This window comes from Nostoc sp. FACHB-892 (assembly GCF_014698795.1).
In the GTDB taxonomy this organism is placed as follows: domain Bacteria; phylum Cyanobacteriota; class Cyanobacteriia; order Cyanobacteriales; family Nostocaceae; genus Nostoc.
The window spans coordinates 65,403-80,258 of record NZ_JACJTR010000011.1; the positions used below are offsets into that span (position 1 = coordinate 65,403).

Annotated in this window: 11 protein-coding genes and 2 tRNA genes; 6 read left to right on the forward strand and 7 right to left on the reverse strand. The window is 42.4% G+C overall.

The features are described from left to right. Window positions 1-86: 86 nt before the first annotated feature. From H6G96_RS16520 to H6G96_RS16530, 3 genes are all read right to left on the reverse strand, one after another. A complete protein-coding gene (locus H6G96_RS16520) occupies window positions 87-1,688 on the reverse strand; it encodes a TROVE domain-containing protein (protein WP_190912472.1) in 1,602 nt (533 codons plus the stop codon). A 36-nt stretch (window positions 1,689-1,724) separates the two neighbouring features. Continuing rightward, a tRNA-OTHER gene (locus H6G96_RS16525) sits at window positions 1,725-1,852 on the reverse strand. Window positions 1,853-1,892: 40 nt separating this feature from the next. Beyond that, window positions 1,893-2,019, reverse strand: a tRNA-OTHER gene (locus tag H6G96_RS16530). 541 nt (window positions 2,020-2,560) lie between these two features. Here H6G96_RS16530 and H6G96_RS16535 point away from each other — a divergent pair. Beyond that, window positions 2,561-3,289 (forward strand): hypothetical protein, encoded by a 729-nt coding sequence (locus H6G96_RS16535; RefSeq protein WP_190912473.1) that lies wholly within the window; start codon window positions 2,561-2,563, stop codon window positions 3,287-3,289. Window positions 3,290-3,315: 26 nt separating this feature from the next. Here the strand turns inward: H6G96_RS16535 and H6G96_RS16540 are convergent, their stop codons facing one another. Continuing rightward, entirely contained in the window at window positions 3,316-4,449 is a 1,134-nt protein-coding gene (locus tag H6G96_RS16540; RefSeq protein ID WP_190912474.1) for a quinone-dependent dihydroorotate dehydrogenase, read from the reverse strand. A 296-nt stretch (window positions 4,450-4,745) separates the two neighbouring features. Beyond that, window positions 4,746-5,528, reverse strand: a complete 783-nt coding sequence (locus H6G96_RS16545; protein WP_190912475.1) for a PEP-CTERM sorting domain-containing protein — start codon at window positions 5,526-5,528, stop codon at window positions 4,746-4,748. A gap of 299 nt (window positions 5,529-5,827) precedes the next feature. On the opposite strand from H6G96_RS16545, the gene H6G96_RS16550 reads away from it, so the two are divergent. From H6G96_RS16550 to H6G96_RS16570, 5 genes are all read left to right on the forward strand, one after another. Continuing rightward, the gene (locus H6G96_RS16550) at window positions 5,828-8,749 is read left to right on the forward strand and encodes a GAF domain-containing protein (RefSeq protein ID WP_190912476.1); all 2,922 of its coding nucleotides are present in this window, start codon (window positions 5,828-5,830) and stop codon (window positions 8,747-8,749) included. Between the two features lie 127 nt (window positions 8,750-8,876). After that, window positions 8,877-9,158 (forward strand): hypothetical protein, encoded by a 282-nt coding sequence (locus H6G96_RS16555; protein ID WP_190912591.1) that lies wholly within the window; start codon window positions 8,877-8,879, stop codon window positions 9,156-9,158. 85 nt (window positions 9,159-9,243) lie between these two features. Then, complete coding sequence (locus tag H6G96_RS16560) at window positions 9,244-9,636, forward strand: type I restriction enzyme HsdR N-terminal domain-containing protein (protein WP_199339566.1); 393 nt, start codon at window positions 9,244-9,246, stop codon at window positions 9,634-9,636. A 388-nt stretch (window positions 9,637-10,024) separates the two neighbouring features. Then, window positions 10,025-10,180 (forward strand): DUF2256 domain-containing protein, encoded by a 156-nt coding sequence (locus H6G96_RS16565; protein ID WP_190912477.1) that lies wholly within the window; start codon window positions 10,025-10,027, stop codon window positions 10,178-10,180. A gap of 97 nt (window positions 10,181-10,277) precedes the next feature. Then, window positions 10,278-11,231 carry an isoaspartyl peptidase/L-asparaginase gene (locus tag H6G96_RS16570; RefSeq protein WP_190912478.1) on the forward strand — a complete coding sequence of 318 codons (954 nt, stop codon included), beginning with the start codon at window positions 10,278-10,280 and terminating at the stop codon, window positions 11,229-11,231. Between the two features lie 205 nt (window positions 11,232-11,436). Here the strand turns inward: H6G96_RS16570 and glmU are convergent, their stop codons facing one another. Both glmU and H6G96_RS16580 read right to left on the reverse strand, forming a co-directional pair. Next, the gene (glmU, locus tag H6G96_RS16575) at window positions 11,437-12,819 is read right to left on the reverse strand and encodes a bifunctional UDP-N-acetylglucosamine diphosphorylase/glucosamine-1-phosphate N-acetyltransferase GlmU (RefSeq protein WP_190912479.1); all 1,383 of its coding nucleotides are present in this window, start codon (window positions 12,817-12,819) and stop codon (window positions 11,437-11,439) included. An 81-nt stretch (window positions 12,820-12,900) separates the two neighbouring features. Next, the gene (locus tag H6G96_RS16580; protein WP_190912480.1) at window positions 12,901-14,133 is read right to left on the reverse strand and encodes an HD domain-containing phosphohydrolase; all 1,233 of its coding nucleotides are present in this window, start codon (window positions 14,131-14,133) and stop codon (window positions 12,901-12,903) included. Window positions 14,134-14,856: the final 723 nt, after the last annotated feature.

A 14,856-nucleotide genomic window follows, 5' to 3' on the forward strand; every position in this document is an offset into this window, starting at 1 on the left:
GGCCTCGAAAGGCAAGTTGCGAACAAGGATAACCCGCCATGAAGTAGGAAGGATAAAGGTTTTCATCCTTTACCCTTCAGCAATATCTACAATTCACCCGTAGCAAGCATCTGGATGATCCGAGGCGTACCTGGATCGAACCCTGCCAAATCCCAAGACAGCGAATCTTCAGGATCTACCAAAGTAATCTGGTAAGGTGTCAAGGTGACATACACCGCCTTAACTTCAGGATTTACCTTTTTCCGGTACTTCTTCAACGCTTGACTTGGATGCTTATACCCAGCCCAGCTTTCCGAGTCAGTCCAAAAGCAGACAACATCTGCTTTAAAGTTATTCTTGATCATCCAGTCGTAAGCTACAGATGCATCTGTTCCACCGAAGTTTTGGTTGCTTGCTTTGCGAACCGCAGAACTAAAGCTATCTTTGGCGGTAATATCTAATTCACGGAATTCGGTAGCAAAGCCGCGAATCATGTAGTTTTTCTCTGCTTTTGCTGTCACTAGTGCCATTGTGGTGGCAATTTCACAACAAGTTAGGCCCATATCTGCAACCAAGTTACCCATAGAACCAGAAACATCTACGGCGTGCATGAACACCTTACCTGTGGGTTGCACAACATCAAAAGATAGTTCAACCGCCTTTTCTAAAATGTCCACAATTCGAGGAACTGGGTTCCAAGTCTTTTTACTGCGTCCTAATGTCCCACCAGATTCATAAGTTTTTAGTGCTTTCAAAACATCAATCGGATGGATACGACCTTTACGCAGATGTTCTCTGCGATTAAGAACTGCTTCCACTTGCTGCAAATTAGTGTTTTCATCAGCTTGCAAGACACCCAGTTCAGTTAAAGAACCCAAGTTACGCAACATTGCACCTATTGGCATTTCCTGAAATAGCAACTGCCAAGCAAGCTTGTCCATTTTGCCCACTGGTGCAGCCATTTCGTGGGTTAAGCGTCCTAGGGAAATAGCTTCATGGGTTTGGGTGGGATTCCGCTTCAGCCACTCATACCACCAAATCTGCGCCAACGCCTCTGAGGGAATATCTGCTGGCAATTCTTCCCAGCCTCTAACTACCCACTCAAATAGTTGACGGTGATTTTCTGTAGGCGGTTTGACATGGAACAACCGCAATGCATCTCGGTGGGAAAAGCCTTGACGCTGTTGATATTTCAACAGTTGATAAGCTAAACCCTTGACATCTTCCCTTGAGAGCCAAGTTTTACCAGCTTCCCGTACCACCTTGCCAAATCCCCGCAAAGATTTGGTGTAGTTCAACCATTCGTAGAAGTGACTACCAGTGCGCACAACTTTCGGGAAGATTTCACCAAACGCTTGTTTTGCTTCTGGCGCTTCACCCATCGACAGCAACACCAAAGCTAAGATAGGCGCACTGTTATTGATGGCGCGTCCATCACTAGCATACAAAATTTCTTCCGCTACACGACCGGGATTTTCAGCAACAGCTTGTCTGACAACTGCCACAAAATCTTCAGTTAATTCCTGTTTACCAGCGTAGTAAGTGCTTTTTGCTGTGCCAACCAAAAGACAGCGACGCAGCATCTTCCAAATGCCAGCATCAAACATAAAGCCGCCGGAACGTCCCTGAACCATTTCGGCTTCCCGACCGGGGATAGGCTGATTTTGTGGTGTTGTAGTCTTCTTGTTAGTAAAAAAATTGTAATTCATCGTTTCATCTCCCGGCCCTTGTGGGCAAAATGAAAGGTGGCAGAGCAGGATTTGAACCTGCGACATCCGGCTTAACAGGCGATAACCCTAATTCGTCGGCCTTTTCAGGCAAGGTGTGAACAAGGATGTTTTTCAGCGCTCTATCCAAACTGAGCTACCTGCCACATGAAAATTTTGGATTTTGGATTGAATCTAAAATTGTTTTGGTGTAGCGGAGCGGGATTTGAACCCGCGACCTCTCGAACCCGATTCGATAACCCTAATTCGTCGACCTTTTCAGGCAAGGGGTGAATAAGGATGTTTAGCGCTCTACCTCTGAGCTACCCGCCACATAAAAAGTTAAAAGTCAAGAGTTAGTAGTTAAATATCTAAAACTTCTCACTCTTGAGTTTCTACTCAGCATTTAGTACTCAATTTGGTGTAGTGGAGCGGGAATCGAACCCGCGACCTCCTGCTTGGCAGGCGAGAAGCCTGCTGCGATAACCCTCAATTCGTTGGCCTTTTCAGGCAAGGGCTGAATAAGGATGTTTAGGCGCTCTAACCATTGAACTACCCATCACATATCAACTAAAGTTGACTTGTATTATTAATGTAGTACGTGTATTATAGGTTGTCAAGGAGTTGGCAATTTATTTTATACAGTTCTTGGTTGAGTCAAGAACCCTCTAATTTTCTCTGGTAAAAAAGTTTGCACGTCGTTTACCGCCGTAGGCATCGCAGACCAATCTTATATTAGTTGCAGATGCAAAAGGTCATAACAGCTACGATGGAAAGGTTTTGCCGGCAACTTTGCCAAAAGATACAAAAAAGTGTCCTAATTTTTGCCAATATAGATAGTATTATTTCCCAAAATTCACTTGGCAAAAATCGGCATGAGTGAGAAACCCATAGAAGATAACGGCAAGGCTTTTCTCGTTCTACTTTTGCCCATCTCGTTCTTGATTATTTTCCTAGTTACCACTTGGAGATTTTTACTGGCACTAATTGTTCTGGTAATTGGCTTCAAGCTTTGGCAGGAATATCAATGGCAACAGTGGACTCATCGAGTTAACCCAATTTTTCATCAGTTGGTTCGGGAAAATCAAGGCAGACTTACGCCAATGGACTTGGCAATGAGGGGCAATTTTCCTGGAACGACGGCAAAACGCTACTTGGATAGTAAAGCCTCGGAATTTGGCGCTAGTATAGTGAACTCCGAAGATGCTGGGCAGTCTTATTACTTTATAACTGCCAGCATTCTCGGTAATATTCTTGATAGTAGTGAGCCTGTTAAAGAACTTCCTACTCAACCAGTTACTAAAACTGCGCGATCGCTCTTAGCACCACCACCAGCAACCCCACAGGAGGAGGAACCAGAAACCGAATCACCACCACAGCCAACCCATGAGTCAGCTAAACAATCGCTGGAAAAACAGTTAATTTTTGGCTCTCTGATTCAATCTGAACTTGCCAAACGGCTAAATGTCTATTCCAGCACGGTTTATAAACGACGAAACGACCCAGAGTTTCCTGAGTGGAGTCGCAGCAAAGATCCTGATGGTATTGCCTGGACATACTCAGAAAAAACTAAGGAGTTTTTTCCAGTGGAAGAAGAAGGGTAAAACAATTCGTAATTCGTAATTCGTAATTAGAATTTTGGAATTTTTGTTTGTAAACCCACAGCTTCGTTGATGGAATTTAAGCCGCTTTGTTCTAGCTTGGAAAGCAAACCTGCTAGAATTTGGCGTACCATCAATGGGCCTTCGTAAATCCAGCCTGTATAAACCTGGATCAAGCTAGCACCAGCAGTAATTTTTTCCCAAGCATCTTCAGCAGAAAAGATGCCACCAACGCCAATAATCGGGATTTGTCCTTGGGTTTGCTGCCAAATAAAACGAATTACCTTAGTGGAGCGATCGCGCAATGGTTCACCACTAATTCCGCCAGCTTCTTCCTGGGGTGATTTGCCTGTTTGGTCAATCACCTGGGTTTTGAGTCCATCACGGCTGATGGTGGTGTTAGTGGCGATAATTCCCGCCAATTGGTAGGTTTTAGCAAGAGTTATAATGTCAGCGATCGCTTCCCATGATAAATCTGGCGCTATCTTGACAAAAATTGGTTTTTGTGCGGTATTTTCTTGTTGTAATAAATTCAAGATGGCACTGAGCATAGAAGCATCTTGGAGCGATCGCAATCCCGGTGTATTTGGCGAGGATACATTAACAACAAAATAGTCTCCCAAATCCTTAAGTAAGCAAAAACTATCGAGATAATCTTGTGCGGCTGCTTCTAGAGGAGTTACCTTCGATTTACCCAAATTTATCCCTATGGGTATTGACTGGGTTGACTTCTGCTTTTCCTGTGTTAAAAGTGCCGCCATTGCTGCTGCACCGCGATTATTAAAGCCCATCCGATTGAGAGCAGCTTTGTCTAACGGCAAGCGAAACAAACGAGGAGGCGGATTTCCTGGTTGTGCGTGAAAAGTTACAGTTCCTAATTCTGCAAAGCCAAAACCCAGGTTAGACCAAATGTTAGCAGCTACTCCATCCTTATCGAAGCCAGCTGCCAACCCTACCGGATTTGGGAAGTTTAGCCCAAACAAATTTTGTTCTAGACGTGAATCATACAAACATAAAGATTTTTGTAAGCGTTGGTTTGCCCAACTAACAGGGGTTTGCGATAGCCAGCTAAAACTGCGAATCGTCTGCTGGTGTAACCACTCTGAATCGGCTTTTACCACATTGAACAAAAGCGGACGAATGGCAAATTTATAAATATCCATTAGCTTTTCAAGAAAATTACCCACTTAGGCATAGTTGCATAAAAAATACCCTCACTTAGGGGTAAGGGTATTGGAATATTACTATGTATGAGATATCCTTGTTTTGTAACTTTGGGAGAATGTAATAGCCCAAAGGTTAAGGGGCTTTAGTTTCCAGTTTCTGTTTATAGTTTTTAGTTGATGTTAGAAAATAAAGCTTCAAACCTTTATAGCTTGGAATTTGGCTTCCATTCTTGTTTACCGAGAGTGACAAAACAGGGATAAAACATTTTTTTAGCTGTGTAACAACGACGAATTTATTCTGCTTGGGAGGCTTTTTGCTTGCGCTTGATCATCCATCCCATGACACCAGCAACTGCTATGGCACTAAGAGTACTGGGTTCAGGAACAGAGGTAAGCGCTACTTTCGTTCTGAAGATGGCATAATTGCGATCGCTACTAGAGTCATCGCCCAGCGAGTCATGCCATATAAAGTTTGCTTGCGAAGATATACCTGGAATGGTAAACCAAGGAGAAGTTCCTTGAGGAGCCGACGCTTGTGGAATACTCCAAGTTGCGTTACCTATTTCGCTAGCGACAGTTGTTAATAAAGGAACATCACCAAACACACCTGGATTTGCACCACTACCAATTGTGTATATCCAATCGCTAGTATTTGATAAGAGTGAAACGCCACTAGGCAATTTGAACTCGCCTATCCAGCTTTGTGGGAAGCCATCATCCCAAGCTAGGACGTACAAGTAGTCCCCGTTATTGGCGTTGAAATTGAAGGTTTCAGGCAAAGACCAGTTATATTGACCAGGATCGCCAGCTTCACCCTTCTCGTTTCTACCAACAAATGTCAACCCACTACCATCTTCTTGACCGTAGTAAAGGCCATAGTGATTATCTGCTGTCAGGGTTGCTGTAATATTGACAGCGTGCGCCGAAGTTGTTCCACTTAACAATAAAGCAACTGATCCTAATATCCCTGTTAGCCCAAGTTTGAGAGAATTAGGATTTGAAATGAAAGTAAAACTCATTTGCTCTCCAAAAAAGCTCAAATTTAGTCCGTCCTGACGTACATCGTCGGACAGCACAGATATATTACTGCTAAAAATACTTAGTATCAATCGCTAATTGAGCTTTTTACCAAATCAACATAATATCAACATCATGTATGATTTATTTTTTATGAAATTAAATATATTTAAACTATATAGCAGGGTTGCAGCTTTTTTACAGTGTCTTTACTTAAAATAAAGCTTTTATAAAGTTATAAATGTTTACTATTTACTGATTTAAGAGTATCGTCTAGGGAAAATGCGCGATCGCTTATTACTTAGGGTGCTTTTCTGGGCATCTTATATATTACAAGTTATGTAAACCAATAAATCAGATGGGGCAGCCGCAAAAACCTATAGCCGCCGAACAGCAGATCCTCTCATTGGGGCGCGTCCTCCAGAGCCTCAGAGAAGAAGAAGATGTTGACGTTCTGATTGAAACCACTATTTCTTATCTTAAAGAACAGTTTGACTACAAGCTGATTTGGATTGCTCTTTACGATCGCCTGAATCACATCTTATTCGGTAAAGGGGGCACCACACCTGATCATGACACGAGCTTTTTATGCCAAAGGGTTGTTCTCAGTCCTGGGGATTTATTAGAGCAAGTGGTGATTGAACAGCATCCCTTGGGCGTAGCCGATTTGCAAACTGAAATCCGCGCCGCCGAATGGCGAAAAATGGCAGAAAAATTCCATATTAAAGGAACGATTATTTTACCAATCCGCTATAAAGATCGTTGCTTAGGTTTGTTATTACTGGGTTCAGAACGTTGGGGCTACCTACTTCCAGGGGAAGCAAAAGCACGTTTGATGATGGTTTTAGGCGAATTGGGGGCAGTGCTTTATCAAAATGAGATGGATTTGCAGCATAAGCAAACCAAGCGAACCGACGAACCATTATTAGAGTTGCTAGAAAATTTGCGTACCCTCACTAACCTGAATCAAAGACTAGAAGCGGCCGTGCAAGCAACTCATAAATTTGTCTCCCCTAACCGGACAAATGTTTACTGGTTTGAGCGGGAGGGGCGCTACTTTTGGTGTCGGATGAGCAATCAGCTTGTGAAAATAGATCGCAATTCTAGCAGCCAGCAAGCGGCGGGAATGACGGTACAGGAGTTGAGCGATTTTTATTATGCTTTGACAGTTAACCAAATTGTCTCAATTGGTGATGCACGCAGTTCTTTAAAAAGCCATTTTACGGCAAAATTACTGCAACGGCTGAAGGTGCGATCGCTCTTGGCGGCTCCGATAATCTGGCAAAAGAACTTGCTCGGTTTTCTGGCGGTGGAAAGCAATGAACCTCGAATCTGGGCGGAGGCAGACAAAAATTTTGTCCAAGGTGCTGCTGGCTTAATCTCGCTAGTTGCACCCAATGAAAGCATGGAAAGCACTATCAAACAGATTCAAGAGGATGCCCAACTGACTGGCCAAGTTGCTCAAGGTATCTATAGCGAACATGACCTTCAGGAAACTTTACACAGCTGTGCTAAAAAAGTTTTAGCTCGGCTAGCTGCCACCCGCTTTCTGCTGTTGCAGTATGATTCTGAGCAGAATAATTATCAAATTATTTACCAAAGTCAGCCTCATAATCGCCGGCCGTTGGCATTTGCTCTTAATACTCTCAAAGAATTAGATGAACAGCTTTTGCAACGTTCAACTCAAGCGGTAGAAATTGAGAACTTAGATGAAGATTTACGCTTTTTTAGCTGGCGTTCCTTGTTGTTAGAAAGCGGGGTGCGATCGCTACTTGTTTGTAAATGCACTCATGGTCATATACCAGGAGCGCTTTTGGTCATCACTCACGAAACCCATCGTTCTTGGACAACTGTGGAAAAGGAATTGCTCTGGGCCGTAAGTCAACAGATTGGTGTAATTGTTCGTCAGTGGCAATTACATAACCGCACCACCCAGCAGCAAAAATCTTCCCAGGCATTTGAGCAATGCCTACGCATCCTGACACAATCTCAGAACAGCAAAATCGAAGTTGAAAAAAAGCATTTAGAACGTACAGCACTCGAACAAATAGCATCAATTTCAGGCTGTCCTCTAGCAGTAATGCTATCTTGGCCGCTTGGTGAAAGTTGGGCAGAAATTATCCCTGGAGTGGTTGAAAATAGTCAATTTGGGATTTTTTCTGATGCATCTATTCCTATCAAGACTGAAGCTTTAATTCAGTGGGCACTTGCTACGGAGAGTTACCTAACTTTGAAGGTAGATAATTTACCCCCCGAAACTCGAAAATGGTTGAGTGTTCCAGATAAAGGTCAAATTTTAGTAATGGCATTACGTACCAATGCTGATTATGAAACTACAGGTGTAGTGTTGTTAGCAGACTATCAAGAGCGTCGTTGGTCAGAACAAAGCCTCAGTGCAACAACAACTCTAATTTCTCAATTAGCCTGGTGGCGTCGTGAAAAGCAAATTACCCGACTTCTAGAGTCTACAACAGAAGAATTACGACAACTCAATTGGTACAAACATCGTCGTTTAGAGGAAATTCAAAGAATAACGGCGCTATCCCTTAAACAAATACATGATTTGGGTATTCCTGCTAATGAACTCACTCAGATGCGCTACCAACTATTGCTGCGGCAACTAGACCATACAGCTGCCTCTATGAGTGGAATGCTCAAACTTGAGCATTGGCAGCTACATCTGAGTTGGGAAACTATGCCCATAGCCAGTTTACTAAAGCGATCGCTCGAACGCATCGAAAATTTACTCAAACAACAAAAGTTGTGGATTGGTGTACATGGTTTAGGGCAACAGATTGAAGAGCAATCGCCAAAGAACTCTTCACTCGCCAGAGGTATTCCTACCTCCAACGCTCAATCCGCAATGGCGATCGCTGGTGATATTGTCAAAATTGAGTTAGTTATCCATGAATTATTAATCAATGCCTGTAACTCTTCTCAAAGCGGCGGCAGGATTGATATTTGGTGTCGTCGTTTAGATCCGTCAAAACCCTCAGATGCAAAGCATTCTTCTGCAAAGTTAGGGGCTGATCATCAGACATCGCTAGAACTGTCGATTACATACAACGGTGCGATCGAACCACAGCTATTAACAGAGCTACATGATAATACATCCAAAGATGTGCTTGCTTCCTGCAACCTCGATCAACCGCCAGGTTTACATCTGCTAATCTGCCAAAACCTCATGCAGGAACTAGGAGGAGAGTTGAATTTCTATCAGTTACCAGATAATCGAGTAGTTAGCCGTTTACTTTTACCGTTAGTTGGTAATGATTCTTAGTATTATTTTTCAAAAAAGCGTCTGAAAATAAGATTTAGTTTATCAAACCTTATCCACAAAGCAAAGTGTTATCTCAATTACAAAGTTTAGAGTTCGCAAAACTTTGCCACAACGGTCAGCTTATTCAATGCCTAAAATCATTGCCTCAACTTCTTGTTTTGTTTTCTCTAAGTCTACTTTGTCTGGCACGATCGTGAACTTCATCTATAAATTCGACAATTTCAAGCTGTCTATCGAGCGTTGGACACGCCTATTTAGTAATGGCGATCGGTTGTTACAACAGCAATTTTTGATAGGTTTAGCTATCCTAACAGTTTTGGCACTAATTCCATTTTTCAGAGGGTTAGTAGTTTTCCTAGTCAATCTGTTCGGCTTGGGTGTCATCTTGCTGTGGCAATTTGGTAGATAAAACCTCAAATAGCTACTTAAGAAGGGCGGCATAAATGTTCATACATTTCATATATGATGGGTAGATCGGCGTAAACAAGCAGTAAATGATTACTCAAGACAATTTTAAATCTTTTTTACTATCGCTAGGTTTTGAGCAAAATAGAGATGTATTATCAAAGCACTTTTTGCATCCTGAAGGTATGCTCAAGGTAGATTTTAATAAAAAACAATTAATTTATCCTGAAGATCATGGATTAATTATTAATGAGCGTCAGACTTGTAACTTCTCTCAAAATGAAAATTTTGTGGTTTTTAAGTGCGTGGATCGACTGTTAGCAAAGGGATATAAACCTGAACATATAGAACTTGAACCAAAATGGAAAGTTGGGCATGGTGCTAGTGGAGGTCGTGCAGATATTTTAGTAAAAAATCAACAAGGGAAACCAATGTTGATCATTGAGTGCAAAACTGCTGGTAAAGAGTTTGAGAAAGCTTGAAAAGATATTCAAAACAACGGCGGACAATTATTTTCTTATGCTCAACAGATTCAAGAAACTGAATTTTTATGTCTCTATGCTTCAAGCTTTTGTAATTCAACAAGCTAGAAATGAAATTGAAGAAAAAATAAATTCCATTTATCAAGATACTAAAGAACTAGTAGGTTTTTCTCTTCTTTACTTCTTCGTTCTCTGCGAGACACTACGCAAACGTGGTTCGTTTTTCCGTTGCTTGTGTATAAGCTCTGTAAGAGAGAGGTAAAAAATAATTCTAGAGATAGATTGACAATATATTTGTTAAGCGAAAGTTTCCTCCCTTCCTAGCAAACTGGTTATAATTATTTTCCATCTCTCTCAGAAATAAAATTCTCATATACATAGCATTTATATGGGACGCATCCGTTCTAAATCTGACCTACCGACAAAAATCTGTCCGGTATGTCAACGTCCTTTCACATGGCGTAAAAAGTGGCAAGATTGTTGGGACGATGTGAAATACTGCTCAGAACGTTGTCGTCGTCGCCGTTCTGAAGCGAAAACTTAAAGGGACTGGGGAATGAATTCTTTCCAATACCCAATCCCTAATCCCTAGTCCCTAATGAAATTAACCGCAACACAGACGCAAATAGCGCAAGAGATTAATGGAGTTACACGTGCAACCTAAATTAATTATTCATGGGGGGGCTGGTAGTTCTCTCCACGGTAAAGGCGGATTGGAGGCGGTGCGCCGATCGCTCCATACAGTAATAGAAGAAGTCTATTCTCTACTATTATGCGGAGCAACTGCCTCTGAGGCGGTGGTGCATGGTTGCCACATGCTCGAAGATAACCCCCGCTTTAATGCTGGTACTGGTTCAGTACTGCAATCTGATGGGCAAATCCGCATGAGTGCTTCTCTGATGGATGGCGCATTAGGGCGGTTTAGTGGTGTAATTAATATCTCGCGGGTGAAAAATCCCATTGAGTTGGCACAATTTTTACAAAACTCCCCAGACCGAGTGCTATCAGATTTTGGCTCGGCTGAATTGGCGCGGGAAATGCAAATTCCCAGCTATAACGCTTTAACTGATTTGCGGTTACAAGAGTGGATACAAGAGCGCCAAGATAATTTTAAAAGCGCAATGGCTGGCGTAGTAGCAGAACCCGAACTAGTAGAAACCAGCAATGCTGGACGTGGCACCATCGGGGTGGTAGCTTTAGATGCATCTGGTAGGCTCGCTGCTGGCACTTCTACTGGTGGTAAGGGCTTTGAGCGAATTGGTAGGGTAAGTGATTCTGCGATGCCAGCAGGTAATTATGCTACTAATAATGCTGGTGTTAGCTGTACTGGCATTGGCGAAGATATCATCGATGAGTGTCTTGCTCCCCGAATTGTAGTACGTGTCACTGATGGGATGTCCCTGAAGGAGGCGATGCAGCGCTCTTTTGGAGAAGCCCACCAGAACAAACGGGATTTGGGAGCGATCGCTTTAGATTGTAGTGGAGCGATCGCTTGGGGAAAAACCAGCGAAATCTTACTCGCCGCCTACCACGACGGCGAAAAAGTTGGTGATACTTTGGAATGGAATGATAGTGAATTAATTGGCTATTGTTGAATTCATTTCAGCGTTTCGGCTAAAGTTTCTTGCTGCTCAACCATTGCAGCTAATTCTTGGGCTTCATAACTCGAAATCTAGAAAAAACTCTGCCATAGTCATCTTAACTACGACAGAGTTTCGTGATCTTTTAGAGGTCGCTTGACTGATGAACTGCAAACCAAATCAAATAATTATTACCTTCTGCGGTAAATTAATAGATGTATTACATTTTGTGTTGATCTGTGGTTTCATTTTCAACACTTTTCCTTCGCCAAGCTGGTTTTACCACCTGACGACTACGGGCAATTACCAAAGAATCATCAGACACATCTTCGGTAACAGTGGAACCAGCTGCGATATAGACATCATCACCCAAGGTGAGTGGAGCTACTAAAACGCTATTGGCACCAGTTTTCGTACGATCGCCTATTTTTGTACGATGTTTCTTCACACCGTCATAATTGGCAGTAATTGTACCAGCACCAATATTCACCTGATTGCCGACAACGGTATCACCTATATATGACAAATGTGCAGCATTTGTGCGATCGCCTAATTGCGTATTTTTCAATTCCACAAAATTCCCCACACGGCAACCAGCACCCACTTGTACCTGACCGCGCAAATGAGTATAAGGACCAATTCGGCTTCCCGCCTGCACAGTACTATTTATTACCACTGAATATTGCACCGTGACATTTTCAGCCAACTGGCTATTTTCAATTAAACTTCCCGGCCCAATGTGACTTCCTGTTTGAATCACTGTATTTCCCCGCAGATGAGTTTGGGGTTCAATAATTACATCCGGCTGTAATTCTACAGTTTCATCAATGGTAATGCTGGTGGGGTCGATGAGAGTGACACCCGCCAGCATCCATTTTTCCTTGACTCGTTTTTGCAAAATTTCGTAGGCTGTGGCTAGTTGCAGGCGATCGTTAATGCCGAGAATTTCTTGGTAATCTTCCACATCCACTGCCATAACTTTTCCTACCTGAGTTACAGCATCAGTGAGATAGTATTCTTTTTGAGCATTGTTTGCTTGTAGGTGGGGAAGCACCTTTGCCAAATCTGGCCAACGGAAGCAGTAAACTCCAGCGTTAATCCGGTGATTTTCTCTTTGAGCAGCAGTACAATCTTTGTGTTCGACCATTTGCTGCACAATGTTTTCATCGTTACAAAAGACTCGCCCGTAGCCCGTGGGATCGGGTAGGTGGGAGGTGAGAATAGTGGCGGCGTTTTTATTTCGGGTGTGAGTTTGTAACATCTGCTGAAGAGTTTCACTACGTATCAACGGTAAATCACCGTTAAGTACTAGCAAATCACCTGTGTAATCTTCCAAGTGAGGAAGTAATTGCTGGATGGCATGACCTGTCCCTAGTTGCACAGTCTGTTCGACAAACTCCAAGCTGGGAATTGAATGCATGGCGGCTTGCACTTCCTCGGACTGATACCCTACAATCACGATTCGCCGTGAGGGGGAAAGGGGTTCTACACTTTCGAGAACTCTCTCGACTAGCGATCGCCCACCCAAAGAATGTAAAACCTTGGGTAAGCGTGATTTCATCCGTGTGCCGCGTCCCGCCGCTAGAATTGCTACAACTACCATAATTAGCTATCAGCTATCAGTGAAATTATGATTAATGCTGTTGGTACTTTGAAAATGTAGGCTCAAATCTCTACCAGCTAATCATAGAAGAGTGAAATATACAATAAACTCCGCAAACTGCTGCATTAATTTGGGATTACGCCAACCGGAATCAGCTTCTTCTTGCATCACTGAAAGTGCTTCTGCTGAAGTAAAAGCTCTTTTGTAAGGTCGTTCGCTAGTCAGAGCATCATAAATATCAATTAGCTGGAATATTTGCGCCAAGTAAGGAATCTCATCCTCCTTGAGTCCATCTGGGTAACCTGAGCCATCCCAGCGTTCGTGGTGATGGCGAATAATGGGAATTACACCCCGCATACTCCGTAGTGGCTGGCAAATTTTTTCTCCAATCAAAACATGCTGCTGCATGATTTTCCAATCTTCGGGGGTGAGTTTACCTTTTTTTAGTAGCACTGCATCGGGAATACCCACCTTACCAATATCGTGGAGATAACCACCCCACCTCAGATCTCGAATTTGGTAGCGTGAGAGGTTGAGGTATTCACCAAAAACTTGTCCCAGTTTTACCAAGCGTTCACAATGGTTGCCTGTATTGGGATCGCGACTTTCAATCGACATGGCAATGGAAAATAGTACTTGTTCGGCATGGTCTAAATCTTCGTTCAGACGCTTCTGCCGCACTAAGGACTTTACACGTGCCGCCAGCTCCACACGATCAAAGGGTTTGGTGAGAAAATCATCTGCTCCAACTTCAATTCCTCGAATACGCGATCGCCTGTCATTTAAGGCCGTTATAAAAATCACTGGGATTAGCCTAGTCTGCTCATCCTGCTTGAGCAATTGGCACACTTGAAATCCATCCATCCCTGGCATCATCACATCCAGCAAAATCAAATCTGGTTGTTTTTGAGTTACCAATCCTATAACACTGGAACCACTATCCGCCTCAATCACTTCGTATCCTTCCACCCCCAACAGCGCAACAGCAGTTATGCGACTGGCGGCATGATCGTCAACTACTAAAACCTTCGGCGGATCTAAATCAAACCCATTCACTTTAGAACCTTCGGCTTGTAGTGTTCTAGAAACCAATGAATCATCACCACAATTAACATCAACTTTTATCCAAGAAGACACTGCTTGGTTATCTTTAACCATAAGGTTTTCTTTAGATAAGCCTAAAGAATAAGCCTCTACATCATTTTGCGACCCTACAGCACGATTTGAACCGATACTCTTCACTGTGCTAATGGGGTTTGACCCACTAACAATTTGTTCTGTAAAGCCTGTATGGTTGGATTTCCATTGAATCACAAAGGCACTCCAAGTTTTTGCACAAGTTAACAGCGTCAGATTTCAAAAACAAATTTAATATTCAACTGTATCTGAGCCAGAGTTTTAATAGGGATTATGCATGATGTCAAGCTGCCGAACTAAGTTTTTCGCAGCGTGTATCTTTTATCTTACGAACAAGGAATATCTTGTTGTCAAATTTTTTTGCTTCTAATTCCAGTATGATAAATTTGCACAAATATTAAATCAGGCTTTTTACTGAGGTTTTTTACACAGTAGTGCCATAAATGTCTAAAATTGCTTGCTTTAGATCAAACTATAGGGTTTTTATTTAAAAGCATTTATGGTGATCATTAAGTGTACATATTTTTACTTACTCAATTATTGTAATATCCAAACACTGCTAAAAAGTATGTAAAATTGTATACTATCATAGTTCTTCTTCATTTACATCAAAAAAATTTGTTACTTGAGTATCTAAAAACAAAATCAAAATTTTTGGAAAATATGGATAATTTCTCTGAAATTAGGGAGTGAGGAACTAGTACCGCAAGGCGGAAGTCAAAAATCAAAAGTCAAAAGTATTATGAAATAAAATGTTCAGGGCTTTTCAATAGTCTGCTTATTTACGCGGTGCTGCACTAGTTTGTCGTTGCGTTAGCGTTAGCGCAGCGTCTCGTAGAGAAGTTTACCGTTCGCGTAGCGTTCCGCAAGAAAGGTATCGCTGCCTAATAGCAATGCTTT